Source organism: Mesorhizobium sp. CA4 (assembly GCF_020165075.1).
Lineage (GTDB): Bacteria > Pseudomonadota > Alphaproteobacteria > Rhizobiales > Rhizobiaceae > Mesorhizobium.
Genome location: NZ_JAIUHK010000008.1, coordinates 117,851 through 135,359 on the forward strand (window position 1 = coordinate 117,851; position 17,509 = coordinate 135,359).

Annotated in this window: 15 protein-coding genes; 7 read left to right on the forward strand and 8 right to left on the reverse strand. The window is 62.9% G+C overall.

Translation table 11 applies throughout. From position 1 onward, the window contains the following. Positions 1-20: 20 nt before the first annotated feature. Entirely contained in the window at positions 21-554 is a 534-nt protein-coding gene (locus LB528_RS09250; RefSeq protein ID WP_224714624.1) for a hypothetical protein, read from the forward strand. A 225-nt stretch (positions 555-779) separates the two neighbouring features. On the opposite strand, the gene LB528_RS09255 is transcribed toward LB528_RS09250, so the two are convergent. Genes LB528_RS09255 through LB528_RS09270 form a run of 4 tightly spaced genes read right to left on the reverse strand, consistent with a single transcriptional unit; the run spans position 780 to position 4,162 of the window. After that, a complete protein-coding gene (locus LB528_RS09255; RefSeq protein WP_224714626.1) occupies positions 780-1,160 on the reverse strand; it encodes a hypothetical protein in 381 nt (126 codons plus the stop codon). Beyond that, the gene (locus LB528_RS09260) at positions 1,150-2,100 is read right to left on the reverse strand and encodes a WxcM-like domain-containing protein (RefSeq protein WP_224714628.1); all 951 of its coding nucleotides are present in this window, start codon (positions 2,098-2,100) and stop codon (positions 1,150-1,152) included. Before LB528_RS09260 ends, LB528_RS09255 begins: the two co-directional genes overlap by 11 nt. Continuing rightward, complete coding sequence (locus tag LB528_RS09265) at positions 2,097-3,047, reverse strand: glycosyltransferase family 2 protein (RefSeq protein WP_224714629.1); 951 nt, start codon at positions 3,045-3,047, stop codon at positions 2,097-2,099. Before LB528_RS09265 ends, LB528_RS09260 begins: the two co-directional genes overlap by 4 nt. Then, positions 3,032-4,162 carry a DegT/DnrJ/EryC1/StrS family aminotransferase gene (locus tag LB528_RS09270; protein ID WP_224714630.1) on the reverse strand — a complete coding sequence of 377 codons (1,131 nt, stop codon included), beginning with the start codon at positions 4,160-4,162 and terminating at the stop codon, positions 3,032-3,034. The genes LB528_RS09265 and LB528_RS09270 overlap by 16 nt, the downstream gene beginning before the upstream one ends. Positions 4,163-4,734: 572 nt before the next feature. Between LB528_RS09270 and LB528_RS09275 the strand changes: the two genes are divergently transcribed. From LB528_RS09275 to LB528_RS09285, 3 genes are all read left to right on the forward strand, one after another. Then, complete coding sequence (locus tag LB528_RS09275; protein WP_224714631.1) at positions 4,735-6,768, forward strand: UDP-N-acetylglucosamine 4,6-dehydratase; 2,034 nt, start codon at positions 4,735-4,737, stop codon at positions 6,766-6,768. Positions 6,769-6,890: 122 nt separating this feature from the next. Next, complete coding sequence (locus LB528_RS09280) at positions 6,891-7,823, forward strand: glycosyltransferase family 2 protein (protein WP_224714632.1); 933 nt, start codon at positions 6,891-6,893, stop codon at positions 7,821-7,823. A 3-nt stretch (positions 7,824-7,826) separates the two neighbouring features. Continuing rightward, positions 7,827-8,363: a sugar transferase gene (locus LB528_RS09285; RefSeq protein WP_224515539.1), complete on the forward strand. Its 537-nt coding sequence runs from the start codon at positions 7,827-7,829 to the stop codon at positions 8,361-8,363. Positions 8,364-8,376: 13 nt separating this feature from the next. Here the strand turns inward: LB528_RS09285 and LB528_RS09290 are convergent, their stop codons facing one another. Together LB528_RS09290 and LB528_RS09295 are read right to left on the reverse strand one after the other, a co-directional pair. Continuing rightward, positions 8,377-9,321 (reverse strand): NAD-dependent epimerase/dehydratase family protein, encoded by a 945-nt coding sequence (locus LB528_RS09290; RefSeq protein WP_224714633.1) that lies wholly within the window; start codon positions 9,319-9,321, stop codon positions 8,377-8,379. Next, the gene (locus LB528_RS09295; protein ID WP_224515541.1) at positions 9,318-10,610 is read right to left on the reverse strand and encodes an O-antigen ligase family protein; all 1,293 of its coding nucleotides are present in this window, start codon (positions 10,608-10,610) and stop codon (positions 9,318-9,320) included. The genes LB528_RS09290 and LB528_RS09295 overlap by 4 nt, the downstream gene beginning before the upstream one ends. 454 nt (positions 10,611-11,064) lie before the next feature. Between LB528_RS09295 and cysD the strand changes: the two genes are divergently transcribed. Genes cysD through cysQ form a run of 3 tightly spaced genes read left to right on the forward strand, consistent with a single transcriptional unit; the run spans position 11,065 to position 14,700 of the window. Then, a complete protein-coding gene (cysD, locus tag LB528_RS09300) occupies positions 11,065-11,970 on the forward strand; it encodes a sulfate adenylyltransferase subunit CysD (protein WP_263484120.1) in 906 nt (301 codons plus the stop codon). 2 nt (positions 11,971-11,972) lie between these two features. Continuing rightward, on the forward strand, positions 11,973-13,910 hold the full coding sequence (gene cysN, locus LB528_RS09305; protein ID WP_224515543.1) for a sulfate adenylyltransferase subunit CysN: 1,938 nt from the start codon (positions 11,973-11,975) through the stop codon (positions 13,908-13,910). Between the two features lie 10 nt (positions 13,911-13,920). Continuing rightward, the gene (cysQ, locus tag LB528_RS09310; RefSeq protein WP_224515635.1) at positions 13,921-14,700 is read left to right on the forward strand and encodes a 3'(2'),5'-bisphosphate nucleotidase CysQ; all 780 of its coding nucleotides are present in this window, start codon (positions 13,921-13,923) and stop codon (positions 14,698-14,700) included. Between the two features lie 117 nt (positions 14,701-14,817). Here cysQ and LB528_RS09315 read toward each other — a convergent pair whose 3' ends face one another. Next, complete coding sequence (locus LB528_RS09315) at positions 14,818-15,114, reverse strand: DUF982 domain-containing protein (protein ID WP_140846230.1); 297 nt, start codon at positions 15,112-15,114, stop codon at positions 14,818-14,820. Positions 15,115-15,313: 199 nt separating this feature from the next. Further along, a complete protein-coding gene (locus LB528_RS09320; RefSeq protein ID WP_224714635.1) occupies positions 15,314-17,482 on the reverse strand; it encodes an amylo-alpha-1,6-glucosidase in 2,169 nt (722 codons plus the stop codon). Positions 17,483-17,509: the final 27 nt, after the last annotated feature.

A 17,509-nucleotide genomic window follows, 5' to 3' on the forward strand; every position in this document is an offset into this window, starting at 1 on the left:
CCAGGATATTGGGCGTGCCAATGGGCACTGCCGCAGACTCGCTCAATCACGAAGACATCGAACTCGTCAATCTGGCGCAAGGGCGGGACCTAGATGGCAACCCGACCGGTGACGCGTCCCAAATGGTAACGGAGAAGCTTAGGAAGTTAGTTCTGGCAAGAAATGATGCAAATGAGCTTTGGGGCTGGAAAGATCCTTCAGCCGATCTCTACCTTGAGACGATATCGGACGTTCTACGCAACCCATTCGTCTTGTTCGTCAACCGCGATATGGCCGCGATTGCGCAGTCAGAGCTCAGCCAAACGCAGGGCTCGATAGAACAGGCCTTCGAGCAGGCGCTGCTTCGCTTCGGCAGATACTGGGAGTTGCTGCAAAGATTGCAGTGGCCGACTTTGCTTGTGAGTTATGAGCGGGCTGCATTGAACTCCGAGGCTCTGCTTTGCGAAGTTGCGGATTTTATAGGGCTCCCCCCACCAACAGAGAGGCAAAAGACCGCGGTCAAGGCGTTCGCCTTCGAGCGGACCTATCGGCAAATAACTCAGTCTCTTGAGTAGCTCCGGGCGACGGGGCCGGGGATTTGCAATCTGAAGTGGCGTGGACGATGTTTTGTCCGGCGCCGTTCTGATGCATCTTCATGCGCGGAGTCAGTACTACCCAATGACTGTATGCGTAGAAGCCGTGGCGCGCCATAATCGTGCGCTTCTCCCGCACGGCCCAGCCTGCCGAATACGCCGGCATCATGGCCACCGAGACCGCCGCCCGGATCGAGGAGGGGCGTATCAGTATCGTCTGCGGAGTATCCATCGGGAAACCAGGAAATTGAGCATCGTCGTGACGACAAGCGTTGCAAAGAAGGCCGCCGCTTGGCTTTGCAGCGCTCGCTCAAGAAAATGAAGGGTCGCCAACCCGGCTACAAATACCACCGCGACCGAGCCGCCGACCGCCAGCCGATCTGCGAAGCCGGTGCGCCCTCCGGGAAAGACGCGATCCGGATAGAACACCATTACGAATGCGAGACCTGCCAGCCAGGCAATGGTGTAGGAAACGCCCGACGACACGATCGTCAGGCCGGCAAAGTAGACGCCACTCGTCAGCGCGGTGTTCAGTCCTCCCGCCGCAAGAAAACGGATTGCATCCGAGCCTATCCGGTCAGCGGTCATCCGGCCCGACCGTCGCGAGGAAATCCGAATAGTCCCTGATATAGTCGCTTGCGTCATATGGATGCGAGGCCATGACGAGCAAGACCGTGTCCGGCTGGAACTTGTACTGGATGCCCCACACGCCGGGCGGCAGGTAGAGCCCGACCGAGGGATCCGCCAGCGACACTTCCTTTCTGCCGTGGCCGTCATCGACGACCACCGACAGGCGACCATGGGAGGCAATCAGGAATTGCTGGCACTGGCGGTGCGCATGCTCGCCCCTGACCTTGTCGGAACGAACGCCGTAAACGAGAAACGAGCGCAAGGGCTTGAAAGGCAGGTTCTGTCCGAACTCGAGCGGCGCCAGCTCGCCGCGAAGGTCGCTGAAGTGCGGCAGCCGCCAGAGCTCGCATCCGCCGACCCCGAGCGCCATCCTGTCGCCTGCAGCGCCGGGGGCCGCTTGCGTCATCACAGGCTCGACCTGCGGGCCGGTCTGATAGCCGACGATGATGGCCGGATTTCCGACCACCACGGCATTGGCCGGGACGTTTTTGGTCACTACGGCGCCGGCGCCGATCATCGCCTGGCGGCCAATCGTTATGCCCGGCAGGATCGTTGCATTGGCGCCGATCGACGCGCCGTCCTCGACGATCGTCTGGAGAAACTGCTCCGGATAGTGTTTCGAACGCGGGAAGCGGTCGTTGGTGAAGGTGGCATTCGGACCGACGAACACGCGATTGCCCAGCCGAACGCCGTCCCATAGCTGAACGCCGCTTTTTATCGTGACGTCATCGCCGACGGTCACGTCGTTTTCGATGAAGACATGATCGCAGATGTTGCAGTTCGCGCCGATCACGGCCCCCGGGAGGACGTGGGCAAACGCCCATATGCGCGTGCCATTGCCGACGCGCGTGCTTTCGCACATACCGCGGTCGTGAACAAAAAATGGTTTGTCGTTCATGCGGAGGTCCCGTCAACAATGCGGCTTATTATCCGCAATGGCCGCGATTTGGTGTTTTCAACCGCCCGCCAAAGATAACAGCCGAGGATGCCTTGCACCGCGAGGATCGCTGATCCAAATCCCACGATCAGCAGCACCAGCGTCGTGTATCCGGCCGCGTCGATTTTGCCCAGCAAGCGGGCGACGACGGTGATTGCCGCAAACACAAGGCTGAGAATGCAGCCGGCGATCCCCACCCACAGCGTAAGAACGATCGGAAAGTCGGAAAACGAGAAGATCGAATCCATCATATATCTGAGCCGGCGCCCAATGCCCCAGGCACTCTTCCCATGCTCCCGTTCGCGCCGGCGGTAAGGCACGAACTCCCGCCTGAACCCAACCCAGAAGAGCTGAACCACAAGCGAGCTGTTTGGCTCCTCGATTGACAGGATCGCATCGAGAGCCTGGCGGTTGCAGGCAAATATGTCGACGCCGCCGCTCGGCATGCTGGGCAAAATCAGCCTGCGGTAAACGCTCCAGAAGGCCCGGGACAGGAAACGTGTCAGAAGGGGGTCGTCGCGGCCGGTTCTGCGGCCAAACACGACGTCGGCCGCGTCCTTTTCCAGCATCGAAAAGAATTCGACAATGAGCCCGGGCGGCTCCTGCAGGTCGGCCGCCATCGCGGCCACATGTTTGCCGGACGCATGCTCGAGCCCCGTCCGAATGGCCGTGAAGGAACCGAAATTCCGGCTGTGAAATATGATCTTGTACCTGTAGCTTGCGTCCTTCAAAGCCCTGACCAGCAGGCCGCCCGACTGATCGGGCGACCCATCGATGACGAAGACAAACTCGATGTCGCCCTCGTATAGGGCGTCGAAATCGGCGACAGCCCGCAACAGGGAAGGGAGGTTCGGCTCATTGCGGTAAATGGGAAAAACAAGAGAGCGCGCAGTCACATTGCCTCCCATTCGGTCAGGGCCCCGCACACTTGCTCGACCTCATCATTCGTCATGTCCGGGTAGCACGGGACGGAACAGAGACGACTGATGCTTGCCCGGGAAATTGCGAGATTTTCGGTCCCTTTCATGGGCAGGGCAGCCCAACCAACCTGATCGCAATCGAGCACGGGATAGTGGACATCGGTATCGACGCCGCGCTCCTTCATGAAGGTGCGGAATGCGTCACGGTCGTCACACAGCAGCACCGCGAGGTGTGCGACGGCGCCGTTGCCGCCGTCCAGGAATTTGAGCCGGCGCCCGGTAACCGCCTTAAATCGGCCAAGGATGCTACGGCGTTGTTCGTTGCGGCTGTTCAACTCCGGAAGAAGCACATCCAAAATCGCGGCCTGGACCTCGTCCATGCGAGAGTTGCGCCCTCCCGGCAGGGCCACATGGTATTTGGAACTCCAGCCATATTGATGAAGCTGACGAACGCGCTCCGCCAGTCTTGGGCTGGAGGTGAGGACTGCGCCACCGTCACCCATCGCGCCGAGATTTTTGGTTGGATAGAAGCTGAAAGTGGCGATGTCTCCAAGTGATCCAGCCGTTTCATCCCTGATGCGAGCACCATGTGCTTGGGCGCAATCCTCAATGACGGGTATGTGCGACATGCCGGCATTGACAAGTCCTGCCCGGATAGCGGGAACATCGACCACGCCGCCGTAAAGATGGGTAACGACGATCGCGGCTGTGTCGGTACTCGTCGCTTCCAGCACCGATTGGACGCTTACAAGTTGGCTAGTTGGCTCGATGTCGACGTAGTGTGGAATGAGGTCGTTGTGCCAGCACGCACAACTGGCATATCCCCCGGCATTCGCCGCCACGATCACCTCGCGTCCATGCGCATCGTCAAGCCCGACGACAGAGCGTAAAGCGAGTTCAAGGGCGTCCGTTCCGTTTGCGACGAGGATGCAATCCGAGGCTCCTACAAACGTCGCAAAGTTCGCTGCGAATCGCTTCCCTGCCGCGCCATTGAGCCACCATCCGGACCGCAGCGTGCTCGCTGCTTCGCGCGCGATTTCTACCTCATAGCGCTGGTACAGGCGCTTGAGATCATTCATCGGAACGGCATTCGGCTTCGTCATCAACAACTCGACAGCGTGTCTTATTCATTCCGGCGTGTTCGCCCGCAAACATTCGGAATTCAGATGATTCTGACATCACTCAGTTAAGAATACTTGCATCGCGGAAACAGCGGAAAGCCAGGACCACAGCACAACTGTTGAGATTCCGGCTCGGACGCGATAGGCCGGCGTCATTTTGGGGAACGCCGTGAGCCAAGGGGCTGGCCAAAACCGCTTCGGCAGACCTGATCGGCACCGCGGTCAGCGACTCATAGCCATTGCGACAGGCATGGCAGCGTGCTGCGGCTTAGTGAAGCCGGATCGTCACATCGTGACATTTATTAGCTTTCCCTATTGGGCATCCGACAGTTTCTCTGAACGACTGGCAATCCAGCCTGAGTTATTGCCGTTCTTAGTCAAATCATTCGCACAATCGAATATCGCCCAAAAAACCTCTAGCCCTTCCGCCCTCTCCGCGCTAAGGCGGTAACCGGGCGACGGGGTCGGGGAATTGCAATCTGAAGTGGCGGTGGACGATGTTTTGTCCGCGGCCGTTCTGATAGTATCCCCGCGCCTGGAGTCAGTACTGCCCAATGACCGCATACGTAGAAGCCGTATCGGAACTCCGACCGAGGATGCGGCGCGCCATCATCATGGTCCAGGACCTCGTCATGGTCTTGGTCGCGGTTGCTCTCAGCCTCGTCCTGTCGCAGTCGCGGCTGTCGTTCGACGCGCTATCCGCCGGCGGGCTGGCCTGCTGGGCGCTCATCGTGCTCATCGCCCATCTGCTGTTCCGATCCAGCGGCCTTTACAACACCGTCTGGCGCTTTGCCTCCACGCCCGATTTCTTCAACATCCTTAAGGGCTGCGGCAGCCTGACGGTGGTGCTCTATCTGGCCTCGCTTGCCTTCCGCTTCTTTTTCCAGCCGGTCGCCGGCCTCAACGAGCGCCAGTTCATCGTCTTCTTCCTGGTCTCCTTCACCATCATCTCGGCGCCCAGGCTCTATTATCGCTTCCTGCGTGACGGCGCGAGCTGGCGCATCTTGCGCCGCGCCGCCAGCGATGCCCCGACCAAGCAGGCGCTGTTCATCGGCCGGCTGAGCGAGGCGGACGTGATCGTCCGCTTTACCCGCACGGCCCAGCCTGCCGAATACGCCATCGCCGGCATCATGGCCACCGAGAGCGACGCGCCGCTCGGCACGCGGATCCGGGGCGTTCCGGTCGTGGCGCTCAGGCCGCGCCTGGTCGAGGTGCTGGAAGACTATGTCAAGGGGACGCAAAGCCTCGACCTTCTGATCTTCGGCCAGGGGGTAGAGCGCGAGATCGAGGACTATGCCGAGCTGGTGCGCGTCGCCCGCCACAGCGGCATCGCCGTCGTCCAGTTTTCCGGCCTGTCGGAACTGGGGCAGGGCGGCAAGCTGGTTCTCGATGATGTCGAGATGGAAACCATCATGCGCCGCTCCGCGGTCGCCACCGACACCACGCGCATCGGCGCCTTCGTTGGCGGCAAGCGGGTGATGGTCACGGGCGGCGCCGGCTCCATCGGCCGTGTGCTCGTCAAGCGCGCGCTGGAGCTGGGCGCCGAGGCGGTGCTGGTGGCCGATAATTCCGAGTTCGGCATTTTCCAGCTCGATCAGCAGACCGACGACGCCGACCGCGACCGGCTGACCAGCCGCATCGTCGACGTCACCGACCGGCCTCACATGACGCGCCTCGTCAACGAGTTCAAACCCGCGATCATCTTTCATGCCGCGGCCCTGAAGCACGTGCCGTTGCTCGAGGAGAACTGGGAAGCGGCGATCGCGACCAATGTCTTCGGCACGCTCGCCTGCGCCGAGATCGCCGCCGAATGCGGGGTGCCGCAGTTCCTGCTGATTTCCAGCGACAAGGCCGTTGATCCGACTTCGGTGCTGGGCGTCACCAAGCGGGCGGCCGAGCAGATCGTCTCCTCGCTGCATGAGGCCGAGGCGGCGTCGCCGCCGCCGCGTGCCGGCGCGGCGAACGGCCATGCCGGCGCTCCCGATCTGCGTCGTTCGAGCACGAAATTCATCGCCGTGCGCTTCGGCAACGTCTTCGGCTCCAACGGCTCGGTGGCGACCATCTTCCAGGCGCAGATCGAGGCCGGCGGGCCGGTCACCATCACCGACCGGCGCATGACCCGCTATTTCATGACCATGGCCGAGGCCGTCGATCTCGTCATCATGTCGGCCGCCGATGCCGAGCAGCGCCGGGGCGCGGATGACTACGCCATCTACATGCTCGACATGGGCAAGCCCGTGCCGATCCTCGAAGTCGCCGAAACCATGATCCGCATGGCCGGCAAAAGCCCCTACACCGATATTCCGATCCGCTTCACCGGCATCAGGCCCGGCGAGAAGCTGCACGAGACGCTGCACGCCGAGAACGAGGAGGTGGTCAAGCTCGACACCGCCAAGATCTTTGGCCTCAGGACAGGCGTCGTCGAATGGCCGAAGATCGAGGCGGCCCTGCCGGCGCTGGTTGCCGCCACGCACGATCGCGACAAGGCCGCGGCGCTTGCCATCCTGGCCGGGTTCTACAGGGCGGAAGAAGACATTGGCGGCCTGCGCGAAGAGGCAGCGCCGAAAGCCGCCGGACAGGTCGGTTAGAGCATGTCTCCCGAAAGCGGGAACCGGTTTCGGATAAAGACATGCTTTACACCTGTGCCGCGTGCCAGCAACTGGCTATTGAAACCTGTTCAAACACCCTGCGGGCAAGCGATTCCACCGCCGTGACCAGAAAAGATCAGCGCGTCGCCGTTCTCATGGGCACGAAGGATGGCGCGGCCTATATCGGCGAACAATTGGAATCCTTGCTGGCGCAGTCCTGGCCGCTCGTCGATCTCTGGATCTCCGACGACGGTTCGTCGGACGCCACGACCGCAATCGTCGAGACGTGGCGGTCCCGTTGGAACAAGGGCTCTCTCACACTGGTGGATGGTCCGCGAAAGGGCTTCGCCGCCAATTTCCGCTCGATGATCATCGATCCGCGCATCGATGCCGACTACTACGCCTTTTGCGACCAGGACGATGTCTGGGAGGAGGATCGGCTGGAGAGCGCCATCCGCTGGATGGAGGGACAGGACATGGAAACGCCGCTCCTGTTCTGCTCGCGCACCGCGACCATTTCGCAGACCGGCGTTCCGGCCGGCTGCTCGCCGCTCTTCCGGCGTCCGCCGTCCTTCCGCAATGCGCTGGTGCAAAGCATCGCCGGCGGCAACACGATGCTCTTCAACCGCAAGGCGCGCGACCTTCTGGCGAAAGCATCGGCCAGAGCCGAATTCGTCAGCCATGACTGGTGGGCCTATCTCATCGTCACCGCCGCCGGCGGCAAGGTCCGCTACGAGCCGCGGCCGCTGGTCAGGTATCGCCAGCACGCGGCAAATCTTGTCGGTGCCAATGTCTCGTGGAGGGGAAGGCTTTCAAGGCTGGCACGTCTGTTCAAAGGCCAGTTCGCCACCTGGACCGACACCAACCTGCGCGGCCTCGCCGTCAACCGCGACCTCATCGCACGCGATGCTGCACTATGCCTTCGCCTATTCATCAGGGCGCGCAAGGGTAATGTCTTCAGGCGTTTCAGCCTGCTCGGCAAAAGCGGCGTCTACCGGCAGACATTCATGGGCACGCTTGGGCTCTACATCGCTTTCCTCTGGCGCCGGATCTGAGCCATGACGGCGAAGCGTGTGCTCGACCTTGCGGTCGCCGTTCCGATGCTGGCGCTGACGTCGCCCGTCCTGCTTGTCGCGATGCTGGCGATCCGGGCCACGTCGGCGGGCCCCGCCATCTTCTCGCAGATCCGCGTAGGCCGGGGAGGAGCCCTCTTTGCCTGCCGCAAGCTGCGCACCATGTATCTCGCAACGCCTTCCTTGCCCACGCACGAGGCGCCGGCCGGTTCGGTCACCGTCGTCGGCAAGGTGCTGCGCGCAACCAAGGTCGACGAACTGCCGCAGCTCTGGAACGTGCTCAAGGGCGAGATGAGCCTTGTCGGCCCTCGTCCATGCCTGCCGACGCAGACGGAACTGATCGAACGGCGCAAGGAACTGGGCGTGCTCACCGCACTTCCAGGCATCACAGGACTGGCGCAGATCGAGGGCATCGACATGTCCGATCCAAAACTTTGCGCTGAGACCGATGCGGCCTACATCAAGGCCGCCTCGACGAGCCTGGACCTCAAGATATTGCTGGGCACAGTCTTCCGCGCGTAGAGCGTTTGGCCGCTCACGGTACCGGCGAACGGCCCCCTTGTCGCGCCAGTTCCTCAAGCCGGCCGAGCGTATCGGTTTCCCGTTCCCAGCCTTCCGAGGCCAGCAACGACGAATCGCAGACCTGCGTCGCCACCAGAGCCTGCCACGCGGCCTGTCTGCCGGTGAGCGTGGCCAGCACCCGGAAAGGCCAGGCCGGCATGGGAAGAAGCCGGGCAGGCCGGCCATATCCGCGCCGGAACGCGGCGACGATTTCGGACATCGCAACCGGCGTAGCGTCGCCGAGCACATAGGTCGGGCGCGGCGGCACGGGACGGGTCAAAAGATGCCTCACGGCGCCGGCCACGGCATCATGCGAGACGAGCGAGCGAACCGCCGTCAGAGCGGCTGTTGGCAACGGCAGGCCGGTGGCCGCCAACCGCATCAGCCAGCGCAGGTTTCCCTTCATGCCTTCGCCGTAGACCGGCGGCAGCCGCAGCGCCGTCGCGCCGTCGCGTCCGGCCGTTGCAAAAGCCTCCAGCATCTTGATCTCGCCTTCGCGCTTGGAGTGCCCGTAGGCGCATTGCGGGGCGGGGGGCGTCGCCTCGTCGATGGTGCCGCTGAAACCGGCACCCGTCACGGCGCGGATCGAAGAGAGATAGATGAAGCGCCCGTCGGTGCGCGTGGCGGCTGCCTGGGCGAGCCGTCCGGTCAGCATCGCGTTGACGGTTCGGAAGTCGGCCGCGCCGGCGCTGCGATCATTGTTGAGCGCCGCGCAGTGGACGACATGCGTCACGTCGCGCATCAGCGCCAGGAAGGCTTCCTGCGGCGCATCGGCGCCGGGCAGCGCGACGGCATCGTCCGCTCCCGCCAGCCGCTGCGGCAGGCGCGAAGCGATCCGTATGTCGAATCCGGCTTCGCGCAACCGGCTGAAGACCCGGCGCCCAATGAGGCCTGTCGCGCCGGTGACCAGGACCTTCATGGTTGCGGGCTGACACTCGGCGCCATGGCAGGCGCGTCTTTGCCGGTTGGCGCCACCGTCCGCCCGGACGCAAGGTAGGTTCCCGCAATCAGGAATACCATCAGCGTCGCGTCGAGGATATCGTGGCCGACGAGGATGCCGGTCATTCCGCCGGTGAGATAGGTGATGACCGCGACAAGGATCATCGTCGCGCCGAACCGCTCCACCGGATCGGCGCTGCGGCGCAGCGTCCTTGCGGCGTTCCAGGCGGCAACGATGAAGATCGACGCCAGGGCCAGCGCTCCCAGCAGGCCGGCCTCGACCATCGCCGTCAGGAAGCCGTTGTGAAAATGGCTGAAACCCGCGCTTAGACCGAACTGCTCTTGAAAACCCTGCTTCATCAGCGCGCGGCTGGCCGTGATGCCATGGCCGAAAATCGGCATCTCGCGAACCGCGGCAAAGCCGATTTCCCACATCGCCACGCGCAGGCCGAGCGCCGTCGAATGGTCGCCATTGGCATTCAGCGCATCCCAGTCGCTGACCAGGAAGTCGGTTCGATCCAGCACGACGCGAGAGCCGATGGCGGCGATCACAAGGGCAACCACCACGCCGATCGCCACGAAGCGCGCCACGCTGGCGCCGGTGAACCGGCGGCGGTTGATGACAAGCAGGACGATGCCGGCAATCGGCACGGCCGCCCAGATCATGCGTGATCCCGAATAGACGATCGCCATGGCTCCGGCGATCGCCGCCAGGACCAGCAGCTTCCAGCGTTTCTCGATGCCCGACAGGGCGCCGGCGAGGCATGTCATGGCGGCAAGGCAGGTAACGGTTGCGAAGACGATCGGGTTTCCGGCGCCGCCCTCGGCCCTCACGCCGAGCCAGTGATACTGGAATAGGGCGATCGCCAGCGCGCCGAAGCAGGCCGCGGTGCTCGCCAGAATGGCAATGCGTGCCAGCGTGGCCTTCTCGGTGATGCTCCAGGTCGAATAGGAGATGGGGAAAAGCAGGAAGGTGATCAGCGGCAGGAAAAACCGCAAATCGGCAGCCAGCGTGCCGTTGACGATCGAAGCGAGAACCATGGCCGCGCAATAGGCATAGATCGCCACCGTTGGCGCGAGCATCGGCTGGTCGATGTTGAAGCGCCGGCGTTTCGTCGCCAGAAGCATCACGGACCACACGCCACCGGCATTGAAAGCTATGCTGACCAGCGATCCAAGCACCGGCGGCGAAAAAAAGCAGACGATCGAGAAATAGAAATTGATCTGTGCGGGCGTGAGGCGGCGCCGGAGCTTTGTAAACGGATTCAATGCTTTGCTTCGCAATTTACCAGGTTGCGCCCGGATCTCCATGGAGCCGGCCAAAGGCCGCCTCGCCGATCTCCGTTTGCCGCCCCTGCCGTTCCCCAAGCCCGTATAGCGGCTGGCGCCGCCCTGCGATAGAGCAGTCGACAATGTTGCGACAGAAATCCCCCGATCCGGCCAGGATCGAACGGCCTCGGAATTCCCCGGACGGCACGGTCTTTCCTCGCGTCCGCCTTTTGATGCCCTGGCAGGATTTTCCGCTTTGCCGGCCATGCTTGGAAAATTCGTTCTCTAATCAGCTCGCGCCGCGCGGGTCCTGCATTGTTATTGGCGGCGCCGATCTGTTAGAACGCACGCACGAAACAGTTTGTCCGAAGTGAAGCTTGCACCCGAGCGGCATGGGATTGCCCCCGCGGTGCAAGATTTCCGCCCGACGGCACGAGAGAACGCTCGACGCTCCATGAATATCGCGCTCACGCATCTGCAGCGGCTCGAGGCCGAATCCATTCACATCTTCCGCGAGGTCGCGGCGTCTTTCTCCAAGCCGGTGATGCTCTATTCGGTCGGCAAGGATTCTTCCGTGCTGATGCATCTGGCGATGAAGGCCTTTTATCCGGCCAAGCCGCCTTTCCCGTTCCTGCATGTCGACACCACCTGGAAATTCCGCGAGATGATCGCCTTTCGCGATCAGATGGCGCAGAAACTCGGCTTCGACCTTTTGGTCCATGTCAACGAGGATGGTGTGCGCGAGGGCATCAATCCCTTCGACCACGGCTCCAACACCCACACCCATGTGATGAAGACGGTGGCGCTGCGCCAGGCCCTCGACAAATACGGCTTCGACGCGGCGTTCGGCGGTGCCCGCCGCGACGAGGAGAAGTCGCGCGCCAAGGAGCGCATCTTTTCCTTCCGCAACGCCCAGCATGCCTGGGACCCGAAGAACCAGCGGCCGGAAATGTGGAAGATCTTCAACACCCGCATCGCGCCGGGCGAATCGATCCGCGTCTTTCCGCTGTCCAACTGGACCGAGCTCGACATCTGGCAGTATATCCTGCAGGAGAACATCCCGATCGTGCCGCTCTATTTCGCCAAGGAGCGGCCGGTGGTCGAGCGCGACGGCATGTTGATCATGAAGGACGATGACCGCATGCGGCTGCGCGCTGGCGAGACGGTCGAGAACCGTCTCGTGCGTTTCCGTACGCTCGGCTGCTACCCGCTGACCGGCGCGATCGAGTCCGACGCCGCCACGCTTGAGGCCATCGTCGCGGAGATGCTGACCGCACGCACCTCCGAGCGCCAGGGCCGCCTCATCGATCGCGACGAGGCCGGCTCGATGGAAAAGAAGAAGCGCGAGGGTTATTTCTGACAATGCGCCACATCATGGCCAAGAGCCTCGCCCCCACCGATTCGATCCGCGACTACATGGCCGCGCAGGAGAAGAAGTCGCTGCTGCGCTTCCTCACCTGCGGCTCGGTCGACGACGGCAAGTCGACGCTGATCGGCCGGTTGCTCTCCGACACCAAGCAGATCTTCGAGGATCAGCTTGCGGCGCTCGAAAAGGATTCGCGCAAGCACGGCACCACCGGCGACGACATCGACTTCGCGCTGCTGGTCGACGGGCTGGAGGCGGAGCGCGAGCAGGGCATCACCATCGACGTCGCCTACCGCTTCTTTGCCACGCCGAAGCGCAAGTTCATCGTCGCCGACACGCCCGGCCACGAGCAGTACACGCGCAATATGGCGACGGGCGCCTCGACAGCCGATCTCGCCATCGTGCTGATCGACGCGCGCCAGGGCGTGCTGCGCCAGACCAGGCGTCATTCGATCATCGCCTCGCTGCTCGGCATCCGGCACATCGTGCTTGCGGTCAACAAGATCGACCTCGTCGGCTTCGACAAGACCGTGTTCGACCGGATCGTCGCCGACTATGGCGAGTTCGCGCGAGAGCTGGGCTTCGTGAGCGTCGCGCCGATCCCGATGTCGGCGCGCTTCGGCGACAACGTCACCAGCCGCTCGGAGCGCACGCCCTGGTATTCGGGGCCGTCGCTGATCGAGCATCTCGAGACCGTATCGGTCGACGAGGCCGCCGTCGAGCTGCCGTTCCGCTTCCCCGTCCAGTATGTGAACCGCCCGAACCTGGATTTCCGCGGCTTTGCCGGCACCGTCGCCTCGGGCACCGTTTCGCAAGGCGACGAAGTCGTCGTCGCGAAATCCGGCAAGGCGTCCCGGGTCAAGCGCATCGTCGCGCAGGGCGGCGACCTCGAGCAGGCGGTCGCCGGCCAGGCGATCACGCTCGTCCTTGAGGACGAGGTCGAGGTGTCGCGCGGCAACCTGCTGGTTTCGCCGGCAGCGCGTCCGCAGGTCGCCGACCAGTTCGCCGCCAACATCGTCTGGTTCGACGAGCAGGCGCTGCTACCCGGCCGCTCCTACATCCTGCGAACCGAAACCGACCAGGTGAGCGCGACTGTCACCGACCTGAAATACCGCGTCAACGTCAACGATTTCGCGCATGAGGCGGCGAAGTCGCTCGACATCAACGAGGTCGGCGTCTGCAACCTCTCTACCCGCGCGCCGATCGCTTTCGATCCCTTCGCCGAGAACCGCACCACCGGCGCCTTCATCCTGATCGACCGCGTCACCAACGCCACCGTCGGCGCCGGCATGATCCTGCATACGCTGCGCCGTGCCGAAAACATCCATTGGCAGTCGCTCGATGTCGGCAAGCGCGGCCGCTCCGACCTGAAGAATCAGCGCCCGGCCGTGTTCTGGTTCACCGGGCTGTCCGGTTCAGGCAAGTCGACCATCGCCAATTTGTTCGAGAAGAAGCTGTTCGCGTCCGGGCGCCACACCTATATCCTCGACGGCGACAATGTCCGCCACGGCCTCAACCGCGATCTCGGCTTCACTGACGCCGACCGCGTGGAGAACATCCGCCGTGTCGCCGAGGTGGCCAAGCTGATGGCCGATGCCGGCCTGATCGTCATTGTCTCCTTCATATCGCCCTTCAGCGCCGAACGGCGCATGGCGCGCGAGCTGATGGCCGAAGGCGAGTTCGTCGAGGTCTTCGTCGATACGCCGTTCGAGGAATGCGCACGCCGCGATCCGAAGGGCCTTTACGCGCGCGCTCTGAGCGGCGAGATCAAGAACTTCACCGGCGTGGATTCTCCTTATGAAGCGCCGCAGAATCCGGAAATTCACTTGAAGACCCTCGGCAGGAGCCCGCAGGAAATGGCGGAAGCCCTGGAGCACTGGCTGACCGAGCGCGACATCGCCGAGGAACAGTATGGCAATGGCGGCGGTATCTGACGACGAGGCGATGCTGGGCGTCTTCGAGCGCCTGGCGCTGGAAGCGGGGCGCGAGGTGATGCGCGTCTTCCACGAGGGCTGTGCCGTCGACGGCAAGGCGGACTCTTCGCCGGTGACGGAAGCCGACCGCGAAAGCGAGAAGATCATCCTGGCCGGCCTGCGCGCCGCCTATCCCGACATCCCATGCGTGGCCGAGGAGGAGGTTGCGGCGGGCATCGCGACGCCCGATCTCGACGGCGCCTTCTTCCTGATCGACCCGCTCGACGGCACCAAGGAATTCGTCAACCGCCGCACGGACTTCACCGTCAATATCGCCCTGATCCGGCACGGCGTGCCGGAAGTCGGCGTCGTTTTCGCGCCGTGCACCGGGCGCTTCTTCAGCGGACGGCCGGGCAAGGCCGAGGCGCTGGAGGTCGATGCGGATTATCGCATCACTGAACGCCGCCCGATCCATGTGCGAGAAGGCGGCACGCCGCTCGCGGTCGTGGCCAGCCGCTCGCACAACACGCCGGAAACCGAGGAATTCATCCGCGATCTCGGCGCCGCGGAGATCGTCTCGATCGGCTCATCGCTGAAATTCTGCCTGCTCGCGGCGGCGGAAGCCGACGTCTATCCGCGCTTCGGCCGCACCATGGAATGGGACACGGCGGCAGGAGACGCGGTGCTGCGCGCCGCCGGCGGCATGACGCGCACGCTGGACGGCCAGCCGCTCGTCTACGGCAAGCGCAACCAGGCCAGCGACGGCGACTTCGCCAATCCGCATTTCATTGCGCGGGGGAAGGGCGCGTAACCTCGCCACTCGAGGAGGATGGCCGGCAGGTCAGAAGGGGATCGGCGCCGACGTTTGCGTTTCGCTCCGGCGCGATTCATCGCAAGCTGCGCCTGACGAGTAGCCCTTTCGCACCCCTCACAAGAGGTCTGCGTTGCTGATCTTTGGCCCAGTCATCCACGGCGGTGCTGTGGGCACGTCCTCGATGACTCCAACCTTGCGGGCCCAAGTCGTAAAGGCCTTGTGCGCGGCCTCGACTGGTTTCCGACCGTCATAGGCCGAGTAGCACGCCTCGCAGGCCGCCGCGTGAAGCAGGCCACGTCTCTCCACAGGCCATTCTTCCAAAAACTCAATGGCATCCATCACGCAGTCGATCTTTTGAATGTAGCCATTCTCCCCTACGAAAACCGACTGCTTGAAAGCATCACTTTCCATAGTGACCTCCCTTCAACAACTGACCCCGTTGGTCATTTCCGCAGATGCACCGCTAATACTCGAACACCTGCACGCCCGGCTGGGGACAAGAGAAAGATTGGAAGCAGCTCTTTTCAGTTCAAGAGGAGCCTGCGAGACGTCGCCAGCAGCACCTGGATGCTACCGTGAGCATCGATGGCAGGCCCTGCTGTCCCGGTTGCTAAGAGCGAACGACCAGCGGCACTAGGCCCTCGTGCCGCTCGCCGAGATAGCAGACGACCCGGTCGCCGACGCGCTGGAAATTGAGGTCGACCTTCGCCTCTCCCACGGTTAAGTGCCGGATGACGATGTTGTCGATGCCTATCGGCAACCGTGGGCGTTCGACATTAATCTCGCGCTTCCAACCATCGATGCGGATCCCCAGGCAGGCCTGCAGCATCATGAACGCGGAACCGGCCGACCATGCCTGCGGCAGACAGGCGACGGGATAGGCGATCGGCGCATCCCCGATCGCCCGCGTAAAGCCGCAGAATAGCTCTGGAAGCCGCATATTGAACCGGACCGCCGCCTCGAACATGCTGCTCATAAGCTTCACGACGCTGGTGCGCTCCTGGTAGCGGGCTAGCCCGGCGGCACAGATCGCCGTGTCATGCGGCCAGATCGAGCCGTTATGATAAGACATCGGATTGAACGGAATCTCATCGTCGGCCAAGGTGCGAACGCCCCAACCGCTGTGCAGATGTCCCGACAGCAACTGCTCGGCAATTGATTTCGCCCGTTCTGCCGAGGGCAGCCCAACGTAGAGCAGGTGACCCGCGTTGGAGGCGCGCACCGCGCATTGCCTGCCTTCTCCATCGATTGCCAAAGCGTAGAAATTGCGGTCCGGCATCCAGAACCGGGCCTCCACTGCGCTGCGTATTTTTTCTGCCATGGCGCTCCAGTGCGCCGCCTTGGCGGCGTCTCCGCGTTTGGCTGCCAAGGCGGCCATGCCTTGATAGGCTGCGAAGACGTAGCCTTGCACCTCGACCAGTGCGATCGGACCGCGAGGTATTTTGCCGTCGGCATGGAAGATAGCGTCGGCGCTGTCCTTCCAGCCCTGGTTGAAGAGACCCGTGTCCGCCGCCCTATTATAGGTCACGAAACCGTCGCTGTTGCGGGCACCGACTTCCTCCATCCACCCGATTGCTGCGCACAGCGAATCCCACATGCGATCGACGAACTCGTCATCGCCCGTGCGATCGGCGTAGGACCAAGCCAGGTAGACATAAAGCGGAGTGGTGTCGACGCCGCCATAATAGCGGCCGAACGGCAGCTCGCGCAGTATAGCCATTTCCCCTTTGCGCGTTTCATGCATGATCTTGCCGGGCTCGGCATCGTCGAACACAGAGGTCTCTGTCGATTGATAGCGGCCAAGGAACGCCAGCACGCCGCGGGCGAGCTCGGGGTTGAGCCACAGCATTTGCAAGGCGGAAATGACGCCGTCGCGGCCGAAGGCAGTCGAAAACCAGGGAATACCGGCGTACGGATATGGGCCGGTCTCCAGATCGGTGGTCAGCAGGGCGATGTCGGCACGTGTGCGCGTGAGCCAGTCATTGAACACGCGGCCGGAGCTGAAAACAGTGGCGCCCTGCCGACGCTTTGAGCGCATTGCAAATCGCGCTCGCGCCGCGGCGGCGCGGAACCGATCACTGGACGGGATTTCTTCGTTCTGACCAACTTCCAGATACAGCGCCTTTTTGTCATGCCTCCCCACCAGAATGAGAAACTCTGCATGATGGGGATGGATCTGGTCGGGCCTCATCGAACACGCGATGACGGATTGGCGCGCCACATTATCGAGGCCCTCGTAGCAAAATGTCACGCCTGACTCGCCGACCAAGGCGTCATGTGCGCGACCGCGCCGGCTGCGCGTGGTGCCGCGCACCTCGAACATGTCACGGAAATCGGCATCGAAGTCGAACCGGACCGGCAGCGACACCTCACGCGCGGAGTAGTTCGTGAAAGTGACTCGCTCGTACATGCGGTCATGCCAGATGAATCTGGTCCGCTCGATGTGCACGACCCCAGGCAGCGTTTCACTACCGTCGGGCCCGATGGTAGCCAAATTTGTGAGATTGGCGGTGAATAGGATGTTGTCCTGCGACAGCGAGGCTCCGAGCAGCGACGGCATGCGGCCACCTATGAACAGCCGGAAACGCGACAGCACTCGCGTATCATCGCGGAAAAGCCCGTCGCCGCTGCCGCGTATGTCGCCATAGCTGTCCGCGACGACGAAGCAGTCCTCATGCTTCAGCGCAAATTGCCTATGCGGCTCGCGCGGGGCCGATTCATCGAGTGCGGGGAGAGCGACCGCTGGATTAAGCTTGCGTTCTTCGACTTCGATGCTCATCTCATCCCTCCCGTTCAGACGGTCGAT

Excerpts from the sequence above, each read along its gene's own strand:
- LB528_RS09285 (WP_224515539.1), top strand. The coding sequence starts at position 7,827 with ATGACGGCGAAGCGTGTGCTCGACCTTGCGGTCGCCGTTCCGATGCTG.
- LB528_RS09320 (WP_224714635.1), bottom strand. The coding sequence starts at position 17,482 with ATGAGCATCGAAGTCGAAGAACGCAAGCTTAATCCAGCGGTCGCTCTC.
- LB528_RS09265 (WP_224714629.1), bottom strand. The coding sequence starts at position 3,047 with ATGGGAGGCAATGTGACTGCGCGCTCTCTTGTTTTTCCCATTTACCGC.
- cysD (WP_263484120.1), top strand. The coding sequence starts at position 11,065 with ATGAATATCGCGCTCACGCATCTGCAGCGGCTCGAGGCCGAATCCATT.
- LB528_RS09290 (WP_224714633.1), bottom strand. The coding sequence starts at position 9,321 with ATGAAGGTCCTGGTCACCGGCGCGACAGGCCTCATTGGGCGCCGGGTC.
- cysQ (WP_224515635.1), top strand. The coding sequence starts at position 13,921 with ATGCTGGGCGTCTTCGAGCGCCTGGCGCTGGAAGCGGGGCGCGAGGTG.
- LB528_RS09275 (WP_224714631.1), top strand. The coding sequence starts at position 4,735 with ATGACCGCATACGTAGAAGCCGTATCGGAACTCCGACCGAGGATGCGG.
- LB528_RS09260 (WP_224714628.1), bottom strand. The coding sequence starts at position 2,100 with ATGAACGACAAACCATTTTTTGTTCACGACCGCGGTATGTGCGAAAGC.
- cysN (WP_224515543.1), top strand. The coding sequence starts at position 11,973 with ATGCGCCACATCATGGCCAAGAGCCTCGCCCCCACCGATTCGATCCGC.
- LB528_RS09315 (WP_140846230.1), bottom strand. The coding sequence starts at position 15,114 with ATGGAAAGTGATGCTTTCAAGCAGTCGGTTTTCGTAGGGGAGAATGGC.
- LB528_RS09270 (WP_224714630.1), bottom strand. The coding sequence starts at position 4,162 with ATGACGAAGCCGAATGCCGTTCCGATGAATGATCTCAAGCGCCTGTAC.
- LB528_RS09255 (WP_224714626.1), bottom strand. The coding sequence starts at position 1,160 with ATGACCGCTGACCGGATAGGCTCGGATGCAATCCGTTTTCTTGCGGCG.
- LB528_RS09250 (WP_224714624.1), top strand. The coding sequence starts at position 21 with ATGGGCACTGCCGCAGACTCGCTCAATCACGAAGACATCGAACTCGTC.